Below are 24,744 nucleotides of genomic sequence, written 5' to 3'. Positions count from 1 at the left end.
TCACTCGAATTTCTGGATGCGTTCGCCGAAGAGGCCGCGGGGGCGGGTGAGCAGCACGAGCACCATCAGCAGATAGACCGAGGCTTCCGTGGCGGCGGGGTAGAAATGCGCGGCGACGCCGCGGGTCATGCCGACGATGGCGGCCGCGGCCACCACCCCCCAGAAGGAGCCGAGGCCGCCGATCACCACGACGACGAAGGCGAAGGTGATGATCTCCTGGCCCATGGCCGGATGGACGCCGGCGATGGGTGCGATGAGCACGCCGGCAAGGGCGGCGAGGCCGACGCCGATCATCACCACCGCCGTCATGTAGGGCTTCAGCGAGATACCCAGCGCGCCGACCATGTCCGGGTTCTGCACGCCGGCGCGCACCACCTTGCCGAAGGCGGTTTTGGTCAGGAGGATCCACAGGCCGAGGACGGCCAGCGCGGTGATCCCCAGGGTGATCAGCCGGTAGCGCGAATAGACGAAGTCGCCGAGGAACACCTGACCGCGCAGCTCTTGCGGGATCGAGAAGGGGATGGGCGCCGCGCCATAGAGAATGCGCAGCGTCTGTTCCGTCACCATCGCGAGGCCGAAGGTGAGGAGAAGGCCGAGGATCGGATCGGCATTGTAGAATCGCCGCAGCAGGAAGCGTTCCACCACCATGCCGATCAGCGCCACGATCAGCGGCGAGGCGACCAGCGCACCGCCGAAACCGATGCGTTCGGCGAGCGTCACGGCAAGATAGGCGCCGATCGCATAGAAGGCGCCGTGGGCAAGGTTCACGATCCCGCCGAGCGAGAAGATCATCGACAGCCCGAGCGCGATCATCAGGTAATAGGACCCGGCAAGCAGGCCGTTCAGGATCTGCGAGAGCAGCGGGATCAGGTCAGGCACGGGATCCGTCCGGATTGCGGGATGGCATGGGTGGCCGGCATGGCGAGAGGGCGTCCTGCGGGGCATGGCGAGAGCGACAGCGGACGCCTTTCGGGTCCGCCAGACGTCAGACTGCACCCCGCAGGGCACATGTCAGAGGGCAGGGCGACCGGAGCGCGGTGGACGCTCCGGTCTTCCGGAGCGTCTCACGCGCGGAACGTGCACTTGTTCTCGTCGTCGGTCGCCGCGATCACCTCGAGGCTCTCGTTGGCGGCCGGAACCGGCGGCGACGAGGTGAAGATGTCGTACTGGTTCTTGATCTGCGCCGCCGGCAGGGCGGTGATCGCGTACATTTCCATCATCATCTGATGGTCCTTGGCCCGGAAATAGCCTTCGCGGGTCTTCAGGAGGTCGAACTTGGCCCCCTTCTCGAAATGTTCGACGATCTTCATGCCATCGGTCGACTTGGTCTCGGCAATGGCCTGGGCCACGATCTTCATCGAGCAATAGTCGCCCCAGGCCTGGTTCTCCGGCATGCGGTTCCACTTCTTCTGGAAACCGGCGACGAAGGCTTTGGAACCGGGCGTGTCGATGAGATGGTGCCAGACCACCGGCCAGGTGCCGCCGAAATTCCCCCGGCCGGCGCCCCAGGCCAGCGCGGTGTCGAAGCCGAAGCCCGCGACCGGGAAAGTCAGGCCGAATTCGGCATATTGCTTGAGGAAGTTGGTGATCTGCGTGCCGGCAAGGTTGAGGCAGACGACGTCGGGGCGCGCCTGGCGGATCTTCAGCAGGAACGGCGAGAAGTCGGCCAGATCGGTCGGGATCAGGTCGTCGCCGGCATGGTTGCCGCCATTGGCCGCCATGTAGCGCTTGGCGACGTTGAGGAGGTCGTGGCCGAAGGCGTAGTCGGCCGTCAGCGAGTACCATTTCTTGCCGGAGACCAGACCGTCACGGATGAGCGACCGGCCCACCGCCTTCACATACATCGAGTTCTGCGCCTCGATGTGGAACATGAAGCGCTGGCAGTCCGAGCCGCGCAGCGCGTCCGAATTGGCGCCGGTGTTGATGAACAGCACCTTCTCGCGCTGGACGACCTGGGCGATGGCCAGCGCCGAGGCCGACGAGATCTCGCCAAGCAGGGCGACGATCTTGTCGCGCTGGACAAGGCGCTCCGCCTTGGCGGAGGCCTGCTGCGGATTCGGGCTGTCGTCGAGGATGAGCTCAAGCCTGCGGCCCATGATGCCGCCGGCGGCATTGATTTCCTCCGCCGCGAGCTGGGCGGCCTGTGCGGCAAATTCGCCCAGCGGGCCGAGGAAGCCGGTGCGTGGCGTGATATGGCCGATCTTGATCGCGTCGGCCTGCGCATAGCTGATGGCGGGGGCACCCAGCGTCCCGAGCGCGGCGGCGCCCGCGGAGGCCTTGATGAGGGTGCGGCGTGACAGGCTCTTGTCGAGCGGCATCGGACGTCTCCTTGGCAGTGGTTCCAGGCCCTATTCACCCAAGCGGAGGCGTTGACCGCCCCTCGCTGACGGCAGCCGACGGGTTGCCGTGATCTGTGATCACAGTTATGGTTTCTCATATGACTGGATTTGTCCAGCCCCCTTCGCGACACTGGAGCGCGATCGCAGGGAACGCGGTCGGGTTTGAACGGAACGCTTGTCATGAGTGACGCGCCATGAGCGTCGCAATAGCCCTCACCACCATCAGACCGCTCGAGCGGGAGACGCTCGGCGACCGTGTCTATGGTCACCTGCGTGAACTGCTCATGGCCGGGCGTCTGGCTCCCGGCGACAAGCTGTCCCTGCGCGGCACGGCCGAGGTCATGGGTGTCAGCATGATGCCGGTACGCGAGGCCGTCAGCCGGCTCGTCGCCGATCGCGCCCTCGAGGTCGCACCGAACCGGGCCGTGCGGGTGCCGATCATGACGGTCAGCCAGTTCCGCGAACTCACGACGGTGCGCATCGAGATCGAAGGGTTCGCAGCCCAAAGGGCGGCCACGGCAGCGTCCGCAGACGATATCGCGCGGATCGCGACGCTGGAATCCGCGTTCCGCGCCCTCAGCCTGCTGGTCCGTCCCGATCTGGCCGAAGCCGTCCGGCTCAACAAGGACCTTCACTTCGCCATTTACGAGGCCACCGGCCTGCCAACCCTCGCCGAGATCATCGGCGCCCTCTGGCTGAAGGCCGGTCCCGTTCTCAATCTCGACCTCGGCGCCAATCCCGACCGGCTCGCCACCGGGGGCGCCGTGCGCTTCCATGCCGATGCCCTGGCGGCGATCCGCGCCGGCGACGGGCCCGCCGCCCGCGCCGCCATCGCCGCGGATATCCGTGGCGCCGCCGACTTCATCATCGCCCGGGGCGGTCTCGCCGCGGCCTAGACACCAAAGACATCAGGGAGACGGTTCGATGGATCTCGGCATCAAGGGCCTGCGCGTCCTCGTCACGGCGGGCGCGGGCGGCATCGGCCGCGAGGTGGCACGCGCCTTCGTGGAGGAGGGCGCGCGGGTCCATGTCTGCGATGTCGACCGCGAGGCCATTGCCGAGCTCGCGCGCACCGATCCGGCGATCTCCTCCTCCTTCTGCGACGTGGCCGACCGCAGCCAGGTCGCCGACCTCTTCGCCACAACCATCGACCGGCTCGGCGGGCTCGACGTCCTCGTCAACAATGCCGGCATCGCCGGCCCCACGGGGCGCGTCGAGGAGATCAATCCGGAAGACTGGGACCGCTGCATCGAGGTCTGCCTCACCAGCCAGTTCAACTGCGCCCGCCTCGCCGTGCCGCATCTGAAGGCGAGCACCAACGCCTCGATCATCAACCTGGCATCCGTCGCCGGCCGCTTCGGTTTCGCCCTGCGCACGCCCTATGCGGCGGCGAAATGGGGCGTCGTCGGCTTCACCAAGTCGCTGGCCATTGAGCTCGGCGAGTTCGGCATCCGCGTCAACGCCATCCTGCCCGGCCTGGTCGAGGGCGACCGAATCCGGCGGGTGCTGGAGGCCAAGGCCCAGTCGCGTGGCGTCTCCTTCCGCGAGATCGAGCAGCAGGCCTCGTCCTATACCTCGCTGAAGACCTTCGTTACCGCGCGCCAGCTCGCCGACCAGATGCTCTTCCTGTGCTCGCCGAAGGGCAAAACCATCTCCGGCCAGGCGCTCTCCATCTGCGGTGACATGCAGATGTTGACCTGACGGGGAGGCGGCGGCGCTCCAGCCGTTGTCGCGTACCTCTCGTTGTGGCCAGGCCAAACGCCGGCACGACGGAAAGCGCTGGCCTTGGCGACATGGCGGTGGCGATCTCCCGCCCTTGGAATCGCCGCCCATCCATGCGAGGTCAGCGGGCGTGACCGTCATCGCCCATGTCTCGGACCTGCACCTGACGCCAGTGCCCTTTCCCCTCGGCGAGGGCCTGAAGCCCGCGCTCGGCTGGATCAACTGGGCGCGCAAGCCCGGTGCCCATGACGGCGCCATCGCCGCGCGGGTGATCGCCGCATTGCGCGCTGCGCGGCCCGATCACGTGGCGCTGACCGGCGATCTCATCGAACTTGGCCTGCCGTCGGAATTTGCCGCCGCCGGTGCCGTCCTCGGCGAACTCGGCGATCCCGAGCATGTCTCCTGGGCCCCGGGCAACCACGATGTCTACACGCGACGCGCCGAGGCGAGGCTTCGGGCGGTCCTTCCCGCCTGGCTGGCGGCACCGACAGGCGAGGGTGATCTGCGCGCCTGTTTCCCGCGTCTGGCGCTGGCGGGTCGCGCCGCGATCGTCACGCTCTGCTCCGGCACCCCGACCTGGCTCTTCTCGGCCGAGGGCGAACTCGGTGCCGCCCAGCTCGCCCGCCTCGACGCCCTGCTCGCCGGCCTCGACCGCAGGGCCCACCTGCCGGTTCTCGCGGTCCATCATCCGCCCCACGCACCGGGACTGTCGCGGCTGAAGCGGCTGCGCGACGGCGCGGCGCTCATGGCGCTGCTCGCCCGCCACGGCTGCCCCCTGGTGTTGCATGGCCACCTCCACCGCGCCTGCGACACGGTCTGGACAGGGGCGACGGGCACGATCACGCTCGCCGGTGCGCCGTCGGCCTCGGCGGCCGGCAAGCATGGCGACGATGCCGCCGGCTTCAGCCTGATCCATGTGGCACCGGACCTCTCCTGGCGCCTGGAGCGCCGGACACTCTCCTGATTTCGCAACCGCCCCCTGCGTTAAGCCGGTTGGCATCGGCGCGGCTTGATGCTCTTGATGACGGCCCCCGCGTCCCGCCCAACCCGGTTGAGACCCATGAACGCTCCCCTCGCGGCCTCTGCGATCGACCCCGTCCTGCTGGACGGCCTGCGCGCGCTCCTCGGCAGCCGCGTCTCGACCTCCGAGTCGGACCGCGCCCAGCACGGCCGCGACGAGTCGCGCCATGCCGCCCGCCTTCCCGATGCGGTGTGCCGCGCAGTGACGACGGAAGAGGTCGCGGCCATCGTCCGGCTCTGCGCCGCCCACGACACGCCGATCGTCGCCTATGGCGCGGGATCGTCGCTGGAGGGCGCCCTGATCCCGGTCAAGGGCGGGGTGTCCCTCGACCTCACCGGCATGAATCAGATCCTCAGCGTCCGCGCCGAAGACCTTGATGCGACGGTGCAAGCCGGCGTGACGCGCAAGCAGCTCAATGCCCATCTGCGCGACACCGGCCTGTTCTTCCCCGTCGATCCCGGCGCCGACGCTACCATCGGCGGCATGGCCGCGACGCGGGCCTCCGGCACCAATGCAGTGCGCTACGGCACGATGCGCGAGAACGTCGTCAACCTCACCGTGGTCCTTTCCGACGGACGCATCATCCGCACCCGTTCGCGGGCGAAGAAGTCGTCAGCCGGTTACGACCTGACCGGTCTCTTCGTCGGTCAGGAGGGCACGCTCGGCATCATCACCGAGGTCACCGTCCGGCTCTATGGCATTCCCGAGGTCATGGCCGCGGCGACCTGTTCGTTCCCCAGCGTCGATGCCGCGGTCGACACGGTGATCCAGACGATCCAGATGGGCATCCCCATCTCCCGGGTCGAATTGCTGGACGACCGAGCCATCGAGGCCGTCAACGCCTATTCCAAGCTCACCCTGCCGGTGACGCCGACCCTCTTCTTCGAATTCGCCGGCAGCCAGTCGGGCGTCGAGGAACAGGCGTCCATCGTCGAGGACCTCGCCAAGGGGGAGGGCGCCAGCAACTGGCGCTGGTCCACCGATGCCGATGAACGGGCAAAGCTCTGGCAGGCCCGCCACGACATCCACTGGGCCATCCGGGCCCTACGTCCGGGTGCCAAGGGCTGGGGCACCGACGTCTGCGTGCCGATCTCGGCGCTGGCCGAGGTCATCCGCGAGGTGCGCAAGGAGACCTCGCAGCAGAGCTTCGGCACCACCCTCGTCGGCCATGTCGGCGACGGCAATTTCCATCTCGGCATGCAGATCGACCCGGACGATCCGGCCGAATGGGCCAAGGCCAACGAGATCAACGACCGGATGGTCAAACATGCCATCGCGCTCGGCGGCACCTGCACCGGCGAGCACGGCGTCGGCATCGGCAAGATGAAGTTCATGCGCGAGGAACACGGCGAGGCACTCGACGTCATGCGCCTGATCAAGAACGCCCTCGACCCCAAGGGCATCTTCAATCCTGGCAAGGTGCTGCCGGCCTGATCGGCTGCTGCGCGGAAAACCGCGCGGAATAAATCGGACTCGGCTGCGGCAAAGTGCTACCGTGTCCTATGTCTCAGACCGATTTCACCGCTGCAGCGGAGCTCTTCGCCAACAAGCGAAAGTCATTCCGCTCCCGCGTCCCGCTCAAATACAAGCGCTTCGACAGCCTCGCGCTGGCGGTTCAGTTCGCGGTCGAGGAACTGGGTGCCGATCTCAACGGCATCAACATCCGCACCGAAAACGACGACGTCTCGGGCGCTGCGATCCGCACGCTCTACGACGATACCGCCTATCCCCTTGAGCGAAAGGCGCTTCGGCAAGCCTCATGACCCATCCCCAGATCGCGCCCGCGCCCGCCGGCGTCGCGGCTCTCGTCGAGGTGCGCAGCATGGGCGGCGTCAATTTCATCCGCCCCGACCGGGTCATCGCCATCCAGACATCGCCCACCGGCACGTCCCTGATCGTCATGGAGGGGGGCACCACCGTCCATTCCTCGGAGACGACCAAGGTCATCGCCGAGCGCATCGCAACTGCCGACAGGGATCGCTAGCCGGTCCCCGCATGGTCATCCCGGCACCGGCCCATCGGCCTTGCGTGCCACCTCCAAGACAACAGGTGAACAGAACATGGCCCAGCACAGGTTCAAGGTCGGCGACGTCGTCACGCTCGGCCGCTCCTTCATCAAGATGCCGGAAGGCCCCTTCGAGGTGATCCGCCTGCTACCCTCCGATTCCGCCGATCCGGCCTATCGGATCAAGAGCCGCTCGGAGTCCTACGAGCGCGCCGTGCGCGAATACGAGATCAAGGCGGCCTGACCGGCCCCTGCATGGCTCCCATGGTCGGCCGGCCTTGCAAGGCTGCCGCCTTCCGCCGCTGACTGTCGCCCGCCACGCGACGCAGCGAACGAGACGGACATGCAGGACCTGACCCCCGAAGCGCTTCTCGAGGCCGTCCGCCGCTGGGTGGCCATCGAAAGCCCGACCCAGGACGTGGCGGCGGTCAACCGCATGGCGGACCATGCCGAGGGCCTTCTGAGGGCCGCCGGTGCGCGGATCGAGCGCATTCCCGGAACGATGGGCTATGCCGACATCCTGATCGGCCGCATCGCCGGCGAGACCGAGGGTCCCGGAATCCTGCTGCTCGGCCATATCGACACGGTCCACCCGGTCGGCACACTGGCGGCGGAGCTGCCCTGGCGCATCGACGGCGACCGCGCCTATGGCCCCGGCATCTACGACATGAAGGGCGGCAACGCGATCGCCATGGCGGCGCTTGCCCATCTCCATGCCGGCGGTCGGCGGCCGCACATGCCGGTCACGGTCATGTTCATTCCCGACGAGGAGGCCGGCAGCCCGTCCTCGCGCGCCCGCATCGAGGCCGAGGCGCGCCGCCACGCCATCGTGCTGGTGGCCGAACCCTCGGGGGAGGGCGGCCGGCTGACCGTCGCCCGCCACGGCATCGCCCGCTACCACCTCAAGACGACCGGCATTCCCGCCCATGCCGGCGCCTATCACGCCAAGGGCCGCAGCGCGATCCGCGAGATGGCCCGCCAGATCCTCGCCGTCGAGGCGATGACCGACTATGGCCGCACCATCACGCTGAATGTCGGGACCATGGCGGGCGGCACCCACGAGAACATGGTGCCGATCCATGCCGAGGCCTGCGTCTATGTGCTGGTGCCGACGGCCGAGGCCGAGGCCGAGGTGCGTGCCAGGCTCCTGGCACTGACGCCGCACGATCCCGACGTGAAGCTGGACGTCACGCTCGGCCTCTTCCGCCCGCCTTACCGCAAGACGCCGTCCATCCAGGCGCTCTACGACCATGCCGCCGCGCTCGCCGGCGAACTCGGTTTTGCGCTCGCCGGCGAGCGCGTCGCCGGCGGCGGATCGGACGGCAATTTCACCGGCGCGCTCGGGGTGCCGACCCTCGACGGCCTCGGGGTGATCGGCGACGGCCCCCATACTCACCACGAGCATCTGCTCGTGTCCTGCCTGGTGCCACGCACCCGGCTCTATCTGCGGCTGTTCGACACCCTGAGGCCGGGCCTCGTCGCCGGTTGAGCAACGTGGGGCGGGCCGGGGCGGCCTTTACTCGGCGGCTGCCGGCAGGGCGAGCCCTGACCACCAGCCGTCGAGCGCTGTGCGCGTGCAGGGCAGCTTGACGTCCATGCCGTCGGCGAAAGCGTCCCATGCCGGCAGGAAGCGCAGGGGAACACCGATCACCAGCGGCATCTCGGCTGCCACCGCAGCGCCGATCTCGGCGATCAGGCCGCCACCTTCCGCTTCCATCCGCCCGAACTTGTTGACGACAACGAGATCGGCCGGCCGCTCCAGGGCCTGCCGCAGCGCGGCCGCTGCCTCCGCCAGCCCTGCCGGATCCAGCCGGCAGGCATTGGCGCTCCCCGGGCCGAGGTCCTGGCAGATGTTGATCCGCCGGCCGGTCCCCAGTGCCTCGAGCTCCATGTCGAGCTCCGCGCAGCCGGCGCCCGCATTGATCTGGATGAGCCCGGCGACCTTGACGCCTGCCGCCTCGCGCTCATGGGCAAACACGGCGAGCAGGGCGTCGCAATCGTCGTCGGGGCCGTAGGTGACGGCGGCAATGAGGCTCATGCGACTGATCTCGGTTGAAACTGCGAGGATGGGACCTGACCGCCGCCAGGTAAAGGTCCGCGATGGGTCGGGTCGCCGGGGCTCGGCAGGAGGGCCAAGTCGTGGTTTGATGGTGCCGACTCAGGGCGGGCCGGTTTCGGCTCCATGGCAGGGATGGATGGACATGCTCAAGATTCCGGTGGTCGCACTCATGGCCGCGATGGTCCTGGTCGTCGCAACCTCAACCAGCGCCGAAGCCCGCCATCGCGGGCGGGACATGCATGGCTGGTGTCGTGCCGACGCGGCCCAGATGATGGGCCTCAGCCGCCGCGCCGTTGTCCTTGAGCGCCAAGTCGTCCGCACTGCCGGCGGACGTTACGAGATCCGCGGCCTCGCCGCCCACGGCCGGTTCGGCAACCGCCCCTTCACCTGCCAGTTCAACCGGCACCGCGTCCTGCAGGGCGCCGTCTGACGCGTCTCACGCCTTGCGGACGAGGAAGGTCAGCGTGCCGTCACCCTTCTGCTGATCCTCCAGCACATCTCCGGTCTCCCTGAGGAGATTGGGGATGTCGATGCCGGCCATCGGGTCGGTACAGACGACAGAAAGGCGCTCGCCGGAGGCGATCCGGCTGAGCGCTTTCCGCGTCTTGAGGGCGGGCAGGGGGCATTTCAGCCCCTTGAGGTCGAGCAGAACCGCGTCAGCCGGGGCGACGCCCCGATCGGTGAGGCCCTGGACGGGGCTGGTCACGGCGCGCCGTCAGCGCGTCGCGGAGGGCGCGCCCATGCCGTCCCAGGACTTGCCGACGAGATTGTAACCGGCCTCGGTGCCGCGCAGCTGCGCGCCCGAGCCGACGAAGCGCGCATCGGCCGTCTGCTGGTAGGTCGTGTTGAGAAGGTAGCCGGCTCCGACCGCCATGACGATGGCGACAGCGAATGCGAGCATGATGGCTTTCATGACGTTCCCCTCTAGGAAGCTCTTGTTTCGTCGCGCATTTTATCATGCGTCTGGAACCGTTCAAGCGTCGTGGCGTCGCGGCCCGCGCTATTCGATCACGATGGCCGGTGGCGGCTTGATGGTGACGTCGCCGGTGCCGGACAGGCTTGCCCAGACCTGCCTCGCGATATCGCGATACACCAGAGAATGCGGGCTGGACGGATCAGTGGCGACGATCGGCCGACCCGAATCGGACCTTTCGCGCAGGGCCATGTCCAGCGGCACCTCGCCGAGGAACGGGACGCCGAGACGCGCCGCTTCCTTGCGCGCACCGCCATGGCCGAAGATGTCGTAGCGGTTGCCGGTGTCGGGCGCGATGAAATAGCTCATGTTCTCGACGATGCCGAGAATCGGCACCTCGGTCTTGCGGAACATGGCGACCCCACGCCGGGCATCGATCAGGGCGAGATCCTGCGGTGTCGACACGATGACCGCGCCGGCCAGCGGCGTCGCCTGCGCCATGGTGAGCTGGGCGTCGCCCGTCCCGGGGGGCATGTCGACCACGAGCACGTCGAGTTCGCCCCAGGCGACTTCCCGCAGCATCTGGGTGATGGCGCTCATGACCATCGGCCCGCGCCAGATCATCGGCGTCTCTTCCTCGACCATGAAGCCGATGGACATGACCTTGACGCCATAGCCCTCCAGCGGCGCGAGGGTTCGGCCGCTCACCACCCGCGGCTTGCCGTGCAGGCCGAACAGCTTGGGCAGCGACGGACCATAGATGTCCGCATCGAGGATGCCGACCCGCAGGCCGTTGGCCGCGAGCGCCAGGGCAAGGTTGCAGGCGGTGGTGGACTTGCCGACGCCGCCCTTGCCGGAAGCGACCGCGATGACGTGCCTGACGCCGGGGATCGTCGCGACCTTCGGGGAGGGCGCCTGCGAGGGACGGCCGGCAGCGACATGGGGCTGGGTGGACGGCGGCGGCCGCATCCCGCCCGCGCCGGGGCCCGGGGCGCTTGGACGGTCGGCGGTCAGAGAGACCAGGGCCTGGCCGACGCCTGGCACGCCGCCGATCGCCGACTGTGCCGCGGCGCGGACCGGCTCCATGGCAGCCGCTTCGGTGGCGTCAATGGCGATGGTCACCATCACCTTGTCGCCGTTCACGAGAATGTCCGAAAGGCGACCCGAGGCGGTCAGCGACTGGCCGCTCGCAGGGAGCTTCACCTGTTCGAGTGCCCGCGCAATTTCTTCGCGTGTGACCATGATGCCCCCATCCGACACGCGGTCACATAGGGCATCCCGCCGGGTTCCGGAAGGGTGGCCGTGGCGTCAAGGCGTCACGGTCAGGCGCAGCACATAGGTATCGAGCGGCATGGCCCGGTTGACCGTCGACAATTCCCGCGGCGGCGAGACCAGTTCCCCGAAGGCGACGAAGCGGCCCTGGACCGGAACGAAGGGGGCGCCGAGATGGGCGGCCGGCGAAAGCCGGTAGGTGGGTGCCGCGGCCCCGACAGCCTCGATCTCGACGACCGGCGCGCCGGTGCGGGCGCAGCCGCGCGGCGAAAGGCAGACGCCGTCGGCAACGACCCGGCTGAACCGCAGCTTGATGACGCGGCCACCTGCACCGGGAACCTCGACGGTCTCACCGCCGCGGATCTCGACCTGCTGCGGCTGTGGTGCCTGGGCCTTGGACGGTCCCGTCACCAGGAGGAGCACCGTGCTCGCGGCGAGGAACATGAGGGTGGGGGCGGCGATCATGGTGAGGTTCGCGATCGTTGGACTGGTCGCAGGCATATGCGGCTCCGGGTGTTGCTCCCGTGTGTCGCCATGACTGCGCGAATGGTTCAACCGCCGATATGGGCTCACCGATGCCACCGCGCCGGGGGTGCGGCGCTCACGAATGCGCGAGCCAGGGGGCGGCGCCGGTGGGCGTCGACGGCCGCGCATGGCAGGTCCGTCCGATTCGGCGGGTTTGTCGCAATTCCATGTTGGACCTGTCACCGAGTCGTGGTAGCAGGCATCGCCAACCCAGAAGCGAGCCGACACCCATCCTCCCGCCGAGTCGAGAGGCGGACAAGGCTTTACCTGCAGCGGAGTTGGCCATGGCCGTCATCAAGTCCATCGAGGAAGCCCTCACCTTCGACGACGTCCTGCTGCGGCCGGGCCTCTCCGACGTCATGCCAGGCGATGTCGACGTCAAGACGCGCATCACCCGCACCATCGCCCTCAATATCCCGCTCATCTCCTCGGCGATGGACACCGTCACCGAGTACCGCATGGCCATCGCCATGGCGCAGGCCGGCGGCATCGGCGTCATCCACCGCAACCTCGATCCCGAGATCCAGGCCGATCACGTGCGGCAGGTGAAGCGTTTCGAGAGCGGCATGGTGCTCAACCCCATCACCATCCACCCCGACGAGACGCTGGCCGATGCCCAGGCGCTGATGCGCAAGCACAATTTCTCCGGCTTCCCGGTCGTTGAGCGCGGCCCCAACGGCAAGGCGGGCAAGCTGGTGGGCATCCTGACCAACCGCGATGTGCGCTTCGCCTCGCGGCCGGACCAGCCGGTCTCGGAGCTCATGACGCGCGACAGGCTCATCACCGTGGGCGAAGGCGTGACCCAGGACGAGGCCAAGCGCCTTCTGCACCAGTTCCGCATCGAGAAGCTTCTCGTGGTGGACGAGCACTACCGCTGCACCGGCCTGATCACCGTCAAGGACATCGAGAAGCAGGTCGCCAATCCCAATGCCTGCAAGGATGAGCAGGGACGCCTGCGGGTGGCCGCTGCAACCACCGTCGGCGAACAGGGCTACGAGCGTACCGAAATGCTGATCGACGCCGGAGTCGATCTCGTGGTGGTCGATACCGCCCACGGCCATTCGCAGAAGGTCCTGGACCAGGTGACGCGCATCAAGCGTCTGTCCAACAAGGTCCAGGTCGTCGCCGGCAATGTCGCGACCGGGGCCGGCACGCGGGCGCTGATCGATGCCGGTGCCGATGCGATCAAGGTCGGCATCGGGCCGGGCTCGATCTGCACCACCCGCATCGTCGCCGGAGTCGGCGTCCCCCAGCTCACGGCCATCATGGAGAGCGTCGAAGCGGCGCAGGCGAGCGGCACGCCCGTCATCGCCGACGGGGGCATCAAGTTCTCCGGCGATCTGGCCAAGGCCCTGGCGGCCGGTGCCGAAGTCGCGATGATCGGCGGCCTGCTGGCCGGCACCGACGAGGCTCCCGGGGAGGTCTATCTGTGGCAGGGGCGCTCCTACAAGAGCTATCGCGGGATGGGGTCCGTGGGGGCGATGGCCCGCGGCTCTGCCGACCGCTACTTCCAGGCCGAGGTCAAGGATGCGCTGAAGCTCGTGCCCGAGGGCATCGAGGGTCAGGTCGCCTATAAGGGGCCGGTCTCCACCGTCGTTCACCAGCTTGTCGGCGGCCTGCGCGCGGCCATGGGCTATACCGGGGCGCGTGATCTCGCCGATTTCCGTGCCAAGACGGAGTTCGTCAGGATTTCCGGAGCGGGCCTGCGCGAAAGCCACGTCCATGACGTGACCATCACCCGCGAGAGCCCGAACTACCCCAATGGCGGCCGCGTCTGAGCCGTGTCGCACGGCCGCCCATTGCAAGCGGCCGGAATCGAAAAAGGCGGCCTCGTGGCCGCCTTTTGTGTCTTGCATGGCGCCCGATCAGTCGCAGACGCGCACGCGCCGGACCTCCGGGCCCCAGGGCGTGTCGACCCAGCGGCGCTCGGACCAGCATTCGCGGTAGGGCTGGGACGCCGCTGCCGCCGCGGCGCCGCCGATGATGAGTGCCGCAGCGCCGGCTCCGACCCAGGGACCCGGACCGCGCCAGCCACGGCCGCGATAGGGACCGTGGCCGGGACGGAAGCCCGGCCGTCCGGCGGAACGCGGACCGCCGCGGAATCCGCCGCCACGAAAGCCACCGCCGCGGCGCTGCATCTCGATCGGCTGGCCATGACCGAGCGTGGCGCCGATGGCCGACCGCTCGGCGGGCGGCGCTGCCGATGCCGTAGAGGGGCTGAGGACTGCGCCGCCGAGCGCGATCGCGCCGATGGCAGCCGAGAGCGCAAGGCTCCTGAAGGAAATCTGACGCATGATGACGTCTCCCCGAATGCGCGGCGGGCTGCCCCCCCCGCCGGTGCTGAAGCGATGGGTCGCACCTCCACCCATCTGATCGGTCAAAGCCGATTGTCTCTTGACCGAACTCGACACAGCATGCTCGGTTCCACGTCGCTGGCAAGCCTGCGCACCGCATCGCAGTGGCGGATGGAAGGTTTTTGATGGGTTCGATGAATGCCGGTAGCCTCTCACTGGTCTGGCCCGTTCTTGCACAGGTCGCGCTGACCATCGTCGTTCTCTTTGTCCTCGGCTATTTTCGCCGCCAGGCTCTCAGTTCACGCGAGGTGCGGCTGAAGGATATTGCCTTGTCGGGTGACACCTGGCCGACCAGGGCCAAGCAGGCCGCCAACAATTTCACCAACCAGTTCGAGACGCCGATCCTGTTCTACGTGCTGGCGATCATGGCGATCCATGTCGGCGCGACGGGCTGGCTGATGACCGCATTCGCCTGGCTCTTCGTCGCCACGCGGATCGTCCACGCCTATGTCCATATCGGGTCGAACGATCTCCGCATCAGGCCGCTTGTCTTTCTCGTCGGCTGCATCGCCCTCATCGCGATGCTGATCGGTGTCTTGATCGCAGCCCTCTGACGAAAGGGACCCCGGTCTCGCGACCGGGGCCGAGGTCAGGAACGGGAGAGGAATCGGCTGCGGCTCACCAGCCGCAGACGTTGATCATGCGGCGCTGCAGGCCATAGGGCGTATCGACCAGGCGGTAGCGGTAGCAACTCGCCCCGACCGTCGCGATGCCGAGCCCGCCGACCCATACGCCGTGGCGCCAGGCACCGTGCCGGCCACGATGGCCGTGATGCCGATGGAAGCCGAGATGACGGCCGCCGAAGTGACGACCGCCGCCGAAATGCATGCCGCCACCGCCGCCGCGATGGAAGCCGCCACCGCCACCGCCGCCGCGATGGCCACGGGCTTCGGCTTCGGCCGTGGCGTAGAAGCTGAGGCCGGCAACGGCTGCGCCCGCGAGCGCCATCGTCTTGAGAGAGAACATGATCGTCGATCCTTGAGCTGGGGTTCGAGGGAGGAAGCCGCCCTTCCACCATGGGTGTCCCCGGCGCCCTGAAAGGTTCATGGAAAAATCTCGGCGGGGCCTGCGCGGCCCCCGGCCATCTGCAGTGCGGCCATTGCTACCTTTGCGCGAAATATCTACGCCAGGTTAAGGGCCTGTTCAGCGCCAGCGCGCATCCTTCCCGCACTCTGAATGCCCAACCTTGGCAAGACATGGCTCATGAAACCGCGATCACGGAGCAGGACATTGCGAGGGCGAGGCAAGCCCGTCGCTGGGACCTGACCTTTCCGGAGCCGATCGAGGCCCTTTTCGAGCACGAGATCGAGTCGCGGCGCGCGCGGATCATGCGGAAGGTCATGCCGCGGACGATCGTCATCTACAATCTGTTCCTGGTGGGTGACTATTTTCTCGTCCCGGACGTTTTCGGCCTGGCGGTGATCGTCCATCTGACGATCGTCACGCCTTGGATGATCGCCGCGACGGTCCTCATCGGACGCACCGAGGTGGCGGCCTTGCGGCACTACCTGGTCGCCAGTATTCCCATCTCGATGGTCGCGGGGATCATTGTCGTCTTCTCGGCTTCTCGTGCGCCCTATGCGGAGCATTACCAGTACTTCGTCATCATGGCGCTGATCTATGCGAACGCCACGCTGAGGCCGAGCTTCCGGCATGTGGTGCTGTGCTCAACCCTCGCCCTTGCCGCACATACAGTCGCCCTGGCCCTGCATCCCGGCATCGATCCCATTATCGCGATCGCAGCCGCGAGCTGCCTGGTCGTTGCCACCTATGTCTCGCTCCTCAACAACGCGTCGATCGAGCGGGACCTGCGCCGCATCTTCCTGCTGCGGCTGTCCGAAAGCCTTGCCGCCAGCGATCTCCAGCGCGCTGCCGCCGACCTCCATCGCATGTCTTTGGTTGATCCGCTGACTGGCCTCGCCAACCGCCGCGGCATCGATGCCCGCGCCGAAGGCATTGCGGCGGCTGCGGCAGGTCCCAAAGCCAGCGTCGCCGTTCTGATGATCGACGTGGATCGGTTCAAGCCCTTCAACGACTGCTACGGACATCCGGCGGGAGACCAGTGCCTTGTCGAGGTGGCGCGCGGCATCCGCGGATCGGTGCGCGACGGCGTGGACCTTGCCGGTCGCTACGGTGGCGAGGAATTCCTCGTCCTTCTGCCGGGCACGGAACCCGAGGAAGCCCTGCGGGCCGCGGAGCGCATCCGCGCCAGCGTGGAATCGCTCGCCCTCCCGCATGCCGCTTCAGAAGCCGGAATCGTCACCGTCAGCATCGGCGTGGCGATCGCGGAGCCGGCGCAGGTCGACGGCCTCAACCGTACGATCGCCGACGCGGATGCCGCGCTCTACGTGGCCAAGCAGGCCGGTCGCAACCGCGTCCGCGCTGCCCTTCCCGGCCTGCACACCCGGCGTCAGCCGGCAGCGGCCAAGGGCGTGCCGGACGCCGCCTGAACGCCGTTGTCCTTGCGGCGGAGGCCCGTCAGCGGCTAACACCACGGGCTCTGGCGGGCGAAGACCCGCCCCGGAGCCGCCGTGACCCCTTCAGCCCGCCTGTCCGCCGCCATCGAGGTTCTCGCCGATATCGAGGCGCGCCGGCGTCCGGCGCCCGATGCCTTGAAGGATTGGGGCCTCGCGCACCGCTTCGCCGGGTCGAAGGACCGAGCCGCGATTGCCAGCCTCGTCTATGACGCGCTGCGCCGCCGCGCCTCCAGCGCCCATGTGATGGGGGAGGCCTCGCCGCGCGCCATCCTGCTCGGGGCGCTGGCCCTGGCGCGCGGCCTGTCGCGGGCCGAGATCGTCGCCCAGTGCAGCGGCGAGCGCTTCGCTCCCGCACCGTTGATGCCGGCCGAAGCCGCGGCCCTTGACCGGCTCGATCTCTCCGACGCCCCGCCGGCCGTCGCCGGCGACTTCCCCGACTGGCTGGCCGAGGACCTGTCCGCTGCCTTCGGCGATGCGGTCGTCAGAGAAATGGCGGCCCTTGCCGACCGCGCCCCTATCGACATCCGCGTCAACACGCTGAAGACCGAGCGCATGCGGCTGATACCTGATCTGGCCCATCTCGGCCCCCAACTCACGCCCCATGCGCCGACCGGGCTGCGTTTCGGCCATGGCGAGGATGGCCGCGGTCCGACGCTGCAGGTGACGCCGGAATTCCTCAGGGGCCTGTTCGAGATCCAGGACGAGGGCTCGCAACTCGTCGCCGCCATGACCGGCGCTGGCCCCGACATGCAGGTGGTCGATCTCTGCGCCGGTGGTGGTGGGAAGACGCTCGAACTCGCGGCGTTGATGGACAATTCCGGCCAGATCTACGCCACGGATTCGGATGCCCGGCGTCTGGCGCCCATCCACGACCGGCTGGCGCGGGCCGGCGTCCGCAACGTCCAGGTCCGCACGCCGAAGGGCAGGGGCGACGAGCCACTGGCCGATCTCGCCGGCAGGATCGACCTCGTCGTCGTCGATGCGCCCTGCACCGGCATCGGCACCTGGCGGCGCAATCCCGACACCAAGTGGCGCGTGCGCCCCGGCGCCCTCGACGAGCGCATGAAGGACCAGGACCTCGTCCTCGCCCGTGCCGAGCGGCTGGTGAAGCCGGGCGGACGCATCGCCTACATCACCTGCTCGGTCATCCCACGCGAGAACGATGCGCGGGTCGCCGCCTTCCTGAAGGCACACCGGGATTTTACCGCCGTCGACCCGCGCGAGGTTCTGGCGCTCGCCCCCGACACCCTGTCCGAGCGCGACGACCTCGTCTCGCCGGCCGGCCTCGGGCTGCAGCTCTCGCCGCTCAGGACGGGGACGGACGGGTTCTACCTCGCCGTCATGCGGCGGCGCCGGTGACCTGGGGCCGCGCCGCGGCGGGTTTCCCGCCCGCCCGCTGACGCCCTGCTGCCATCTCTGTGTTGATGGCGCGGTGCTTGGGCTTGCGCCGTGCCCGGCATGGTCGTAACGCAGAAAAATGAACCAGCACGACACCATCCTCATCATCGATTTCGGCTCGCAGGTGACCCAGCTGATCGCGCGCCGCGTGCGCGAGGCGGGGGTCTATTGCGAGATCCATCCCTTCCAGTCGGCGGAAGCGGCCTATCGCAAGCTGAGGCCGAAAGGGGTCATCCTGTCGGGCGGGCCGGCCTCGGTGACCGAGGACTTCTCGCCGCGTGCCCCGCAGCTGATCTTCGACGAGAAGCTTCCCGTCTTCGGCATCTGTTATGGCGAGCAGACCATGGCCGAGCAGCTCGGCGGCAAGGTCGAGGCCGGCCATCACCGCGAGTTCGGCCGTGCCTTCCTTGACGTGAAGAAATCCTCGAAGCTGTTCGAGGGAGTCTGGGAGCCCGGCTCCCGCCACCAGGTCTGGATGAGCCACGGCGACCGCGTCACCCGTCTGCCCGAGGGTTTCGAGGTCGTCGCCACCTCCGACAACGCGCCCTATGCCGCCATCGCCGACGAGGCGCGCAACTATTACGCCGTGCAGTTCCACCCCGAGGTGGTCCATACGCCGGATGGCGCCAAGCTGATCCAGAACTTCGTCCACAGGATCGCCGGTGCCAAGGCCGACTGGTCGATGTCCGCCTATCGCCAGGAGATGATCGCCAAGATCCGAGCCCAGGTCGGCAAGGGCCGCGTCATCTGCGGCCTGTCCGGCGGTGTCGATTCCTCCGTCGCCGCGGTGCTGATCCACGAGGCCATCGGGTCGCAGCTCACCTGCGTCTTCGTCGACCATGGCCTCATGCGGCAGAACGAGGCCAAGGAGGTCGTCGACCTCTTCCGCGGCCATTACAACATCCCGCTGGTCCATGTGGATGCCGCCGACCTCTTCCTCGGCGAACTCGCCGGCGTCATCGACCCGGAAACCAAGCGCAAGACCATCGGCCGGCTCTTCATCGAGGTCTTCGAGAAGGAGGCCAAGGCGGTCGGCGGCGCGGAATTCCTTGCCCAGGGCACGCTCTATCCCGATGTGATCGAGAGCATTTCCTTTTCCGGCGGCCCCTCGGTCACGATCAAGAGCCACCACAATGTCGGCGGCCTGCCCGAGCGCATGAACATGAAGCTCGTCGAGCCGTTGCGCGAACTGTTCAAGGACGAGGTGCGGGCGCTGGGCCGCGAACTCGGTCTGCCCGACAGTTTCGTCGGCCGCCATCCCTTCCCGGGACCGGGCCTCGCCATCCGCATTCCCGGCGCGATCACCCGCGAGAAGCTCGACATTCTGCGGCAGGCCGATGCCATCTATCTCGACGAGATCAGGAAGGCCGGTCTCTACGACATCATCTGGCAGGCCTTCGCGGTGCTGTTGCCCGTGCGCACTGTCGGCGTCATGGGCGACGGGCGCACCTATGATCATGTCTGCGCGCTGCGCGCCGTCACCTCGGTCGACGGCATGACCGCCGACTTCTACCCCTTCGACATGAATGTCCTCGGCCGCACTGCCACCCGCATCATCAACGAGGTGCGCGGCATTAACCGGGTCGTTTATGACGTCACCTCGAAGCCGCCGGGGACCATCGAGTGGGAATAATTTTTGCCCATCCGAGGGTATCCGAAACTACGCCAGAATACGACGTAACCACCTGAAAAACAAAAATATTCCAGCCGAGACCTATCGAGAGCTATCGGTGGGCATCAAACGCGTCTGTCGTGCCCGCTGACGGACCCTGCCCCCGTTGATCATCCGGAAAATCGAAAGTACCGTCATAGCGACCGAGGCTAATGACGGTACTTTTTTCAGGCTAACACGCTGAAAATAAACAGATATTACCGTGAAAAGCCTCCAAAAAACCGCGTGACGGTACTTTTCCGCGAGGAGGCCCAGAATGTTGACGGATGCGGCACTCAAGTGCCTGAAACCAAAAGCCAAAATGTACAAGGTGACCGATCGTGACGGCATGTATGTGCGTGTCGCGCCGACAGGCGGCATCTCGTTCAGGCTCGACTATCGGCTGAACGGCAGGCGGGAGACCGTCCATCTCGGCAAGTACGCCCGAGATGGGATCTCGCTCGCCCGGGCGCGGGAATTGTGCCTGGACGCGAAACGCATGATCGCCGAGGGGCGGTCCCCCGCCATCGAGAAGCAGCGGGAGAAGCGCCGGATCAAGGAGGCCAAGAGCTTCGGCGAGTTCGGCGAGAAGTGGCTGACGGGCGCGCCCATGGCGGACAGCACGCGCGCCATGCGCCGCGCCATATTCGAGCGTGAACTCAAGCCGGTCTGGCAGAACCGTTTGCTGACCGAAATCACGCCTGATGACCTGCGCGCCCACTGCGCCAAGATCGTGGAACGGGGCGCGCCCGCGACGGCCATCCATGTGCGGGATATCCTGAAGCAGATCTACGCCTTCGCCATCCTCCACGGCGAGAAGGTCGCGAACCCGGCCGATGACGTTGGTCCGGCTTCGATTGCCACGTTCACGCCCAAGGACCGGGCGCTTTCGCCGACCGAGATCCGCATCATGCTCAAGCAACTGGAGCATGTCGCGACGCTGCCGACGATCCGGCTCGGCATGAAGCTCTACCTCCTCACCATGGTCCGGAAGAGCGAACTACAGGACGCGGTCTGGGATGAAGTCGATTTCGAAAACGCCGTCTGGACGATCCCGAAGGAGCGCATGAAGCGATCGAAGCCGCACAATGTCTACCTGTGCCGGCAGACCCTCGACATCATGATCGCGCTCAAGACCTGCGCCGGTAATTCCCGGTATCTGCTGCCTTCCCGCTACGATGCGGATGCGCCGATGTCGCGGGCGACCTTCAACCGGGTCACTTACGCTGTCGTCGAACAGGCCAAGAAGGAGGGGCTGCCGCTGGAGCCGTTCACCGTGCATGACCTGCGCCGCACGGGCTCGACGCTGCTCAATGAGCTGGGCTTCAACCGCGACTGGATCGAAAAGTGCCTGGCGCACGAGGACGGGCGTTCATCACGCGGCGTCTACAACAAGGCCGAATACGAGGTTCAGCGTCGCCACATGATGCAGGAATGGGCCGACACTGTCGATGCCTGGGTCGAGGGGCGGAAGTATGTTCCGACGCTGCTGCCGACAGTCATGCCGTCTATCACGCTCGATCCTGCCCTTTGACTGGGCGGGACTTGCGCTTGGTGACGTCGGGATGCTGTGCGCGAGGGATTGGCTTCGCGCGCCGCGCCAGCAACCAGGCGTGGACCTCGGCGAGGTCCCAGACGATGCAGCGCGGCGACAGCGCGAAGCGGCGTGGGAATTCGCCGCGCTGCTCCATCTCGTAGATTGTGCTGTCGGCCAGGGGCACCATCTCGCGCAGTTGGTGCCGCCGGATGGTCTTCCTGATCTCCAAAGGCTCGCTCTGACCCATACCCAATCTCCTTAGCGGCTGTCGCTGGCGATTGAGAACGATAGGTGCCGATGCCGGAAGTCCCTCCCGAGTGGCGTGCGGCAATTTCGGGCTCTGGCGTAGAAATCGGCGGGTCATTTTCAGTCCTGACAGCGCGGCCGGACATCCGTCAGCCCACAGAATCTGCACGACTCGCCGCACCCGTTCCGCGCCATAATTGCGCTGTTCAGATCACGCACCATTTACTGCTTGCACCGGCGAGATGCGATCCGGAAGTCCGCTAGCGACGTAACAACAGTCGAATGTGTGACACTTAAGGATTTCGTGGGCGGCGGTAGCGAGGAGACGGAGAAGAACCATAATCTGATCGGAACAGTTCTCGGGGGCTGACGGGGCTACGTTTGCAAAGACCTTTGCATCATGGGGAACCATCGTGCCGAGATCGAAGATCGAGCTACGCCATGTGCGTTACATCATCGCCGCTGCGGAAAGCGGCAGCTTCCGGCGCGCGGCGCAAGATCTCGGCGTCGAGCAGTCGGCGATCAGCCGCCGCATCCGGGATGTCGAGGATGAGATCGGCGCACAGCTGTTCCGCCGTCATCCTGCCGGCGTCGACCTGACGGACATCGGCAAACAATTCCTGAATCAGGCCGCCCCTGGGGCTCGCCAGATCGGATCGGCGCTCGACGGCGCAAGAACGGTGGCGAACAGAGGACGGCATCTTCGGATCGGCGTGTTCGGGCCTCTGACCATGGGCTTTCTGTCTGAGCTCTTCGGGGCCTTTCGGGGTGATCGCCCGGGGGTCAAGCTGCGTTTCAGCGAGGGCAGCTGTCCCGAACTTATCGCGGCGGTGCGGCGGGGGCAGCTTGATGTCGGTGTCGTCGCCGAAGCATCGCCCGGGAAGGGCTTTGACGTGACGCATTTGTGGGCCGAGCCCGTGTACGCGGCATTGCCGGACGGCGACCCACTCGCCGATCAGAAGGCGCTCCGGTGGGATGACCTGCGTGATCGGCACTTTGTGGTGACTGATTTACCGACCGGCGATTTCGCGAAGGGTTACCTGATGCGAAACCTCCAGACTTCGCCCGGAGACCTCCAGATCGAGCAATTGTCCGTCACTCGGGAATCTCTGATGCAGATCGTCGCGCATGGGGACGGCGTCACCATCGCAGGCAGCGCGCATGTCCGTCACGGTCTGCCAGGCATTGCTTTTCGCCTGATCGAGGATGCTGTTCTCCGCTATGGTGCTGTCCACCCGCGAGGGGCGCTCCATCGGAACCTCGAGCGCCTGCTGGCGCTGGCAAAGTCTTTCTCGGAGCGAGATGACGCTTGGTTCGCCCGGCAACGGCTCATGCGCCCTGAGCATCGGCGCGTGCCGCACGTTGACTGCCATCGCGGCGCGCGCGGGCGAACCCCCGATCGGTTGCAATGAAGCGCTCGAGCATGGGCACAATCAGCTTGGTCGGGTCGCCGATGGTCTGGCCTTGTTCGCGGCCGAGTGCTGCGGCGTAGGCGACGAGGTCCCGATGCAGCGGCGCAGGGAGTTCAATCGTCACCTTCACCGGCTTGTCGTCGATGATCGGGCCGAGCTTCAGCTTGGTCATCACAACCCTCCATAAGGTTCGAGCACGAGGTCGCGGGTGACGATGACGCGCACAGGGAACCCCGGTCTGATCGTGAGGGTCGGCGCGACATTGAGTTGCCGACGGATGATCTGCTGGCCTGCGTCGTTGATGGTGTCCTGTCCGCCATTGCGGATCGCCCGGAGCAGCCGATCCTGATCGTCAACGGCGAGTTCGGCGCCGACCGACAGCAGTGTCGACAGGCCGGCAGCCTTGGCGAGATCCCACCAGTGATAGTCGACGCCATCCTGAAGACCCGCATAGCCTTGCGCGTCGGCTCCGGGTTGACGTTCCAGGACGATCGAACGGCCATTCGGAAGGATGAGCCGCTTCCAGACGAGCAGCACCCGGCGCTGACCGAAGCCGACATCGTTGCTGTACTCGCCGATCAGCCGCGTGCCTTGGGGGACGAGCAGGATGCGCCCGGTCGGGCTGTCGTAGACATGCTCCGTGACCTGCGCGGTGATCTGGCCCGGCAGGTCGGATCGGATGCCGGTGATGAGCGCCGCGGCGATGACGGCGCCGGTCTGAAGCACATAGGGCGATGCCGGACCCATCACGCGATCTGGCGAGACCGTGCGGCGGTCCACGCCCGCATTCAGGAACGCGAGCTGGCGATCCTGCGCCGTCGCTGCACCTGGCTGGCCCGGAAGACCTAGCCCAGAGAGGCTCGGACTGCCTGGTCCACCAACTGTCGCAATCGGAGCTGCGACGCGCGCCTCCGTCTGGAAGAAGACGCGGCTCGTTCGGGCAGCTTCTTCTTCCGCGCGCCTGCGTTGCTCGACTGGATCGACGGTGGGCGCTGCTGCCATCGGCGGCGTGACGGGCTGGCCACGATTCTGCGCATCGAGGATGGGTCGCCCCAGATCCCCGGGCAGCGGAGGCCCAAGCACCGGACCGGTGTAGTCGCGTGGCAGGCCGGCGAGCCCGTCCGCGGTTCGCCGATTTTGCGTCGAGTAAAGCTCCTCACTGCCAGGGCCGATACTGCGCGTCTGAAGCGCATAGATGAGCGCACCACCGACCCCAAGGGCGGCGATGAGACTGATACCGCCCAGCACCTTTCGCGACAGTCGGGTGACCCGGGGCGGTTCGGCGCGCAGCCGCATTGGCGCAGCAGCGTCGCCAGGCTGTGTGCCGACCAGCGGTGCGTCGGCTTCGTTGGGCGTGTCGCGCTCGCTCATGACGCGGGCCTCCCATCGGTGCGAACGATCCGGACCGTCTGCTGGCGCTCGCCACTGCCGAGACGGAGCTCGGCGGCGCCGAACAGGCGGTCGACGATCAGGATGTTCTGGTGGATCCGGCTGTTGGCGATCTGCGGTTCGCCATCTGCGCCGATGACGAAGAGCGGGGGCATCTCGCCCTGAACGATCCCGCGCGGGAACTCGACATAGACGCGGCGCCCGTCGTCGTAGACCGAGATTGGCCGCCACGGCGGCGTGTCGCCGGTGAGGCCGTAGCGATAGTTCCGTGCCGCAACGGCCGGGATCACTGGCGTGGCGGGTACTGCCTGTCTCTGCGAGGCGGGCGGCTGCGGATAGGCCCAGGCGACGGCCGGCATATAGGGGCGTTCGCCCGAGCGCAGCTCGATCATGTAGATGCGACGGTCAGTGGTGATGACCAGAT

At 67.1% G+C, this 24,744-nt stretch carries 29 protein-coding genes; 16 read left to right on the top strand and 13 right to left on the bottom strand.

The genetic code is table 11. The features are described from left to right. Together Q0C57_RS07480 and Q0C57_RS07475 are read right to left on the bottom strand one after the other, a co-directional pair. Complete coding sequence (locus Q0C57_RS07480) at positions 1-879, bottom strand: branched-chain amino acid ABC transporter permease (RefSeq protein WP_296574353.1); 879 nt, start codon at positions 877-879, stop codon at positions 1-3. A 185-nt stretch (positions 880-1,064) separates the two neighbouring features. Then, on the bottom strand, positions 1,065-2,318 hold the full coding sequence (locus tag Q0C57_RS07475) for an ABC transporter substrate-binding protein (protein ID WP_296574350.1): 1,254 nt from the start codon (positions 2,316-2,318) through the stop codon (positions 1,065-1,067). Positions 2,319-2,533: 215 nt separating this feature from the next. Here Q0C57_RS07475 and Q0C57_RS07470 point away from each other — a divergent pair, with 215 nt between their 5' ends. The 8 genes from Q0C57_RS07470 (at position 2,534) to Q0C57_RS07435 (ending at position 8,576) form a co-directional block, all read left to right on the top strand. Continuing rightward, positions 2,534-3,235: a GntR family transcriptional regulator gene (locus tag Q0C57_RS07470; protein WP_296574347.1), complete on the top strand. Its 702-nt coding sequence runs from the start codon at positions 2,534-2,536 to the stop codon at positions 3,233-3,235. A 28-nt stretch (positions 3,236-3,263) separates the two neighbouring features. Continuing rightward, positions 3,264-4,040 (top strand): SDR family oxidoreductase, encoded by a 777-nt coding sequence (locus tag Q0C57_RS07465; RefSeq protein ID WP_296574344.1) that lies wholly within the window; start codon positions 3,264-3,266, stop codon positions 4,038-4,040. A gap of 151 nt (positions 4,041-4,191) precedes the next feature. Continuing rightward, positions 4,192-5,025, top strand: coding sequence for a metallophosphoesterase (locus tag Q0C57_RS07460; RefSeq protein WP_296574341.1), 834 nt, complete (start codon positions 4,192-4,194; stop codon positions 5,023-5,025). Between the two features lie 96 nt (positions 5,026-5,121). After that, complete coding sequence (locus Q0C57_RS07455) at positions 5,122-6,516, top strand: FAD-linked oxidase C-terminal domain-containing protein (protein ID WP_296574339.1); 1,395 nt, start codon at positions 5,122-5,124, stop codon at positions 6,514-6,516. A 68-nt stretch (positions 6,517-6,584) separates the two neighbouring features. Next, complete coding sequence (locus tag Q0C57_RS07450; protein ID WP_296574337.1) at positions 6,585-6,845, top strand: hypothetical protein; 261 nt, start codon at positions 6,585-6,587, stop codon at positions 6,843-6,845. Further along, positions 6,842-7,066, top strand: a complete 225-nt coding sequence (locus Q0C57_RS07445) for a hypothetical protein (protein WP_296574335.1) — start codon at positions 6,842-6,844, stop codon at positions 7,064-7,066. The genes Q0C57_RS07450 and Q0C57_RS07445 overlap by 4 nt, the downstream gene beginning before the upstream one ends. Positions 7,067-7,142: 76 nt before the next feature. Next, positions 7,143-7,331 carry a hypothetical protein gene (locus tag Q0C57_RS07440; protein ID WP_296574332.1) on the top strand — a complete coding sequence of 63 codons (189 nt, stop codon included), beginning with the start codon at positions 7,143-7,145 and terminating at the stop codon, positions 7,329-7,331. 99 nt (positions 7,332-7,430) lie between these two features. After that, positions 7,431-8,576, top strand: coding sequence for a M20 family metallopeptidase (locus Q0C57_RS07435; protein WP_296574330.1), 1,146 nt, complete (start codon positions 7,431-7,433; stop codon positions 8,574-8,576). Between the two features lie 27 nt (positions 8,577-8,603). Here Q0C57_RS07435 and Q0C57_RS07430 read toward each other — a convergent pair whose 3' ends face one another. Further along, positions 8,604-9,125, bottom strand: coding sequence for a DUF2478 domain-containing protein (locus Q0C57_RS07430; RefSeq protein ID WP_296574327.1), 522 nt, complete (start codon positions 9,123-9,125; stop codon positions 8,604-8,606). A gap of 163 nt (positions 9,126-9,288) precedes the next feature. Here Q0C57_RS07430 and Q0C57_RS07425 point away from each other — a divergent pair, with 163 nt between their 5' ends. Next, complete coding sequence (locus Q0C57_RS07425; RefSeq protein WP_296574324.1) at positions 9,289-9,576, top strand: hypothetical protein; 288 nt, start codon at positions 9,289-9,291, stop codon at positions 9,574-9,576. A 6-nt stretch (positions 9,577-9,582) separates the two neighbouring features. Here the strand turns inward: Q0C57_RS07425 and Q0C57_RS07420 are convergent, their stop codons facing one another. The 4 genes from Q0C57_RS07420 to Q0C57_RS07405 form a co-directional block, all read right to left on the bottom strand. Next, positions 9,583-9,852, bottom strand: coding sequence for a sulfurtransferase TusA family protein (locus tag Q0C57_RS07420; RefSeq protein ID WP_296574321.1), 270 nt, complete (start codon positions 9,850-9,852; stop codon positions 9,583-9,585). 9 nt (positions 9,853-9,861) lie between these two features. Further along, entirely contained in the window at positions 9,862-10,059 is a 198-nt protein-coding gene (locus Q0C57_RS07415; protein WP_296574318.1) for a hypothetical protein, read from the bottom strand. Between the two features lie 87 nt (positions 10,060-10,146). Continuing rightward, positions 10,147-11,304, bottom strand: coding sequence for an Mrp/NBP35 family ATP-binding protein (locus tag Q0C57_RS07410; RefSeq protein WP_296574661.1), 1,158 nt, complete (start codon positions 11,302-11,304; stop codon positions 10,147-10,149). Between the two features lie 63 nt (positions 11,305-11,367). Beyond that, positions 11,368-11,832 carry a hypothetical protein gene (locus tag Q0C57_RS07405; RefSeq protein WP_296574315.1) on the bottom strand — a complete coding sequence of 155 codons (465 nt, stop codon included), beginning with the start codon at positions 11,830-11,832 and terminating at the stop codon, positions 11,368-11,370. A 308-nt stretch (positions 11,833-12,140) separates the two neighbouring features. On the opposite strand from Q0C57_RS07405, the gene guaB reads away from it, so the two are divergent. Next, positions 12,141-13,634: an IMP dehydrogenase gene (guaB, locus tag Q0C57_RS07400; protein WP_296574310.1), complete on the top strand. Its 1,494-nt coding sequence runs from the start codon at positions 12,141-12,143 to the stop codon at positions 13,632-13,634. 87 nt (positions 13,635-13,721) lie between these two features. On the opposite strand, the gene Q0C57_RS07395 is transcribed toward guaB, so the two are convergent. Continuing rightward, positions 13,722-14,150, bottom strand: coding sequence for a hypothetical protein (locus Q0C57_RS07395; RefSeq protein ID WP_296574307.1), 429 nt, complete (start codon positions 14,148-14,150; stop codon positions 13,722-13,724). A 185-nt stretch (positions 14,151-14,335) separates the two neighbouring features. Here Q0C57_RS07395 and Q0C57_RS07390 point away from each other — a divergent pair, with 185 nt between their 5' ends. Next, the gene (locus Q0C57_RS07390; protein WP_296574303.1) at positions 14,336-14,764 is read left to right on the top strand and encodes an MAPEG family protein; all 429 of its coding nucleotides are present in this window, start codon (positions 14,336-14,338) and stop codon (positions 14,762-14,764) included. Between the two features lie 64 nt (positions 14,765-14,828). On the opposite strand, the gene Q0C57_RS07385 is transcribed toward Q0C57_RS07390, so the two are convergent. Continuing rightward, positions 14,829-15,176 (bottom strand): sulfur globule protein precursor, encoded by a 348-nt coding sequence (locus Q0C57_RS07385; protein ID WP_296574301.1) that lies wholly within the window; start codon positions 15,174-15,176, stop codon positions 14,829-14,831. Between the two features lie 230 nt (positions 15,177-15,406). Between Q0C57_RS07385 and Q0C57_RS07380 the strand changes: the two genes are divergently transcribed. The 4 genes from Q0C57_RS07380 (at position 15,407) to Q0C57_RS07365 (ending at position 21,270) form a co-directional block, all read left to right on the top strand. Then, a complete protein-coding gene (locus tag Q0C57_RS07380) occupies positions 15,407-16,660 on the top strand; it encodes a diguanylate cyclase (RefSeq protein ID WP_296574299.1) in 1,254 nt (417 codons plus the stop codon). A gap of 81 nt (positions 16,661-16,741) precedes the next feature. After that, positions 16,742-18,046, top strand: a complete 1,305-nt coding sequence (locus Q0C57_RS07375; RefSeq protein WP_296574297.1) for an RsmB/NOP family class I SAM-dependent RNA methyltransferase — start codon at positions 16,742-16,744, stop codon at positions 18,044-18,046. Between the two features lie 118 nt (positions 18,047-18,164). Next, complete coding sequence (gene guaA / locus Q0C57_RS07370) at positions 18,165-19,718, top strand: glutamine-hydrolyzing GMP synthase (RefSeq protein WP_296574295.1); 1,554 nt, start codon at positions 18,165-18,167, stop codon at positions 19,716-19,718. A 295-nt stretch (positions 19,719-20,013) separates the two neighbouring features. After that, positions 20,014-21,270 (top strand): site-specific integrase, encoded by a 1,257-nt coding sequence (locus Q0C57_RS07365; RefSeq protein WP_035599894.1) that lies wholly within the window; start codon positions 20,014-20,016, stop codon positions 21,268-21,270. On the opposite strand, the gene Q0C57_RS07360 is transcribed toward Q0C57_RS07365, so the two are convergent. Beyond that, the gene (locus tag Q0C57_RS07360; RefSeq protein WP_035599892.1) at positions 21,248-21,520 is read right to left on the bottom strand and encodes an AlpA family transcriptional regulator; all 273 of its coding nucleotides are present in this window, start codon (positions 21,518-21,520) and stop codon (positions 21,248-21,250) included. The two genes, Q0C57_RS07365 and Q0C57_RS07360, sit on opposite strands and share 23 nt — an antisense overlap. Before the next feature lie 442 nt (positions 21,521-21,962). Between Q0C57_RS07360 and Q0C57_RS07355 the strand changes: the two genes are divergently transcribed. Further along, the gene (locus tag Q0C57_RS07355) at positions 21,963-22,931 is read left to right on the top strand and encodes a LysR family transcriptional regulator (RefSeq protein ID WP_296574283.1); all 969 of its coding nucleotides are present in this window, start codon (positions 21,963-21,965) and stop codon (positions 22,929-22,931) included. Here Q0C57_RS07355 and Q0C57_RS07350 read toward each other — a convergent pair. The 3 genes from Q0C57_RS07350 to Q0C57_RS07340 all read right to left on the bottom strand — a co-directional run. Further along, entirely contained in the window at positions 22,849-23,103 is a 255-nt protein-coding gene (locus tag Q0C57_RS07350; protein ID WP_011579845.1) for a DUF2274 domain-containing protein, read from the bottom strand. The two genes, Q0C57_RS07355 and Q0C57_RS07350, sit on opposite strands and share 83 nt — an antisense overlap. Beyond that, positions 23,103-24,302 (bottom strand): TrbI/VirB10 family protein, encoded by a 1,200-nt coding sequence (locus Q0C57_RS07345; RefSeq protein ID WP_296574275.1) that lies wholly within the window; start codon positions 24,300-24,302, stop codon positions 23,103-23,105. Before Q0C57_RS07345 ends, Q0C57_RS07350 begins: the two co-directional genes overlap by 1 nt. Next, positions 24,299-24,744, bottom strand: a 446-nt coding sequence (locus tag Q0C57_RS07340) for a TrbG/VirB9 family P-type conjugative transfer protein (RefSeq protein WP_296574272.1), incomplete at its 5' end; no start/stop codon positions are given. The genes Q0C57_RS07340 and Q0C57_RS07345, both read right to left, overlap by 4 nt.

The organism is Phreatobacter sp., from assembly GCF_022843985.1.
Taxonomy (GTDB): Bacteria; Pseudomonadota; Alphaproteobacteria; order Rhizobiales; family Phreatobacteraceae; genus Phreatobacter.
The sequence above is the reverse complement of the archived record's forward strand: the minus strand, read 5'-3'. Positions and strand labels throughout refer to the sequence as shown.

Coding starts and splice junctions, on each gene's coding strand:
- Q0C57_RS07475 (WP_296574350.1), bottom strand. CDS start 2,318: ATGCCGCTCGACAAGAGCCTGTCACGCCGCACCCTCATCAAGGCCTCC.
- Q0C57_RS07470 (WP_296574347.1), top strand. CDS start 2,534: ATGAGCGTCGCAATAGCCCTCACCACCATCAGACCGCTCGAGCGGGAG.
- Q0C57_RS07465 (WP_296574344.1), top strand. CDS start 3,264: ATGGATCTCGGCATCAAGGGCCTGCGCGTCCTCGTCACGGCGGGCGCG.
- Q0C57_RS07455 (WP_296574339.1), top strand. CDS start 5,122: ATGAACGCTCCCCTCGCGGCCTCTGCGATCGACCCCGTCCTGCTGGAC.
- Q0C57_RS07450 (WP_296574337.1), top strand. CDS start 6,585: ATGTCTCAGACCGATTTCACCGCTGCAGCGGAGCTCTTCGCCAACAAG.
- Q0C57_RS07445 (WP_296574335.1), top strand. CDS start 6,842: ATGACCCATCCCCAGATCGCGCCCGCGCCCGCCGGCGTCGCGGCTCTC.
- Q0C57_RS07440 (WP_296574332.1), top strand. CDS start 7,143: ATGGCCCAGCACAGGTTCAAGGTCGGCGACGTCGTCACGCTCGGCCGC.
- Q0C57_RS07435 (WP_296574330.1), top strand. CDS start 7,431: ATGCAGGACCTGACCCCCGAAGCGCTTCTCGAGGCCGTCCGCCGCTGG.
- Q0C57_RS07430 (WP_296574327.1), bottom strand. CDS start 9,125: ATGAGCCTCATTGCCGCCGTCACCTACGGCCCCGACGACGATTGCGAC.
- Q0C57_RS07425 (WP_296574324.1), top strand. CDS start 9,289: ATGCTCAAGATTCCGGTGGTCGCACTCATGGCCGCGATGGTCCTGGTC.
- Q0C57_RS07415 (WP_296574318.1), bottom strand. CDS start 10,059: ATGAAAGCCATCATGCTCGCATTCGCTGTCGCCATCGTCATGGCGGTC.
- Q0C57_RS07405 (WP_296574315.1), bottom strand. CDS start 11,832: ATGCCTGCGACCAGTCCAACGATCGCGAACCTCACCATGATCGCCGCC.
- guaB (WP_296574310.1), top strand. CDS start 12,141: ATGGCCGTCATCAAGTCCATCGAGGAAGCCCTCACCTTCGACGACGTC.
- Q0C57_RS07395 (WP_296574307.1), bottom strand. CDS start 14,150: ATGCGTCAGATTTCCTTCAGGAGCCTTGCGCTCTCGGCTGCCATCGGC.
- Q0C57_RS07390 (WP_296574303.1), top strand. CDS start 14,336: ATGGGTTCGATGAATGCCGGTAGCCTCTCACTGGTCTGGCCCGTTCTT.
- Q0C57_RS07385 (WP_296574301.1), bottom strand. CDS start 15,176: ATGTTCTCTCTCAAGACGATGGCGCTCGCGGGCGCAGCCGTTGCCGGC.
- Q0C57_RS07380 (WP_296574299.1), top strand. CDS start 15,407: ATGGCTCATGAAACCGCGATCACGGAGCAGGACATTGCGAGGGCGAGG.
- guaA (WP_296574295.1), top strand. CDS start 18,165: ATGAACCAGCACGACACCATCCTCATCATCGATTTCGGCTCGCAGGTG.
- Q0C57_RS07365 (WP_035599894.1), top strand. CDS start 20,014: ATGTTGACGGATGCGGCACTCAAGTGCCTGAAACCAAAAGCCAAAATG.
- Q0C57_RS07360 (WP_035599892.1), bottom strand. CDS start 21,520: ATGGGTCAGAGCGAGCCTTTGGAGATCAGGAAGACCATCCGGCGGCAC.
- Q0C57_RS07350 (WP_011579845.1), bottom strand. CDS start 23,103: ATGACCAAGCTGAAGCTCGGCCCGATCATCGACGACAAGCCGGTGAAG.
- Q0C57_RS07345 (WP_296574275.1), bottom strand. CDS start 24,302: ATGAGCGAGCGCGACACGCCCAACGAAGCCGACGCACCGCTGGTCGGC.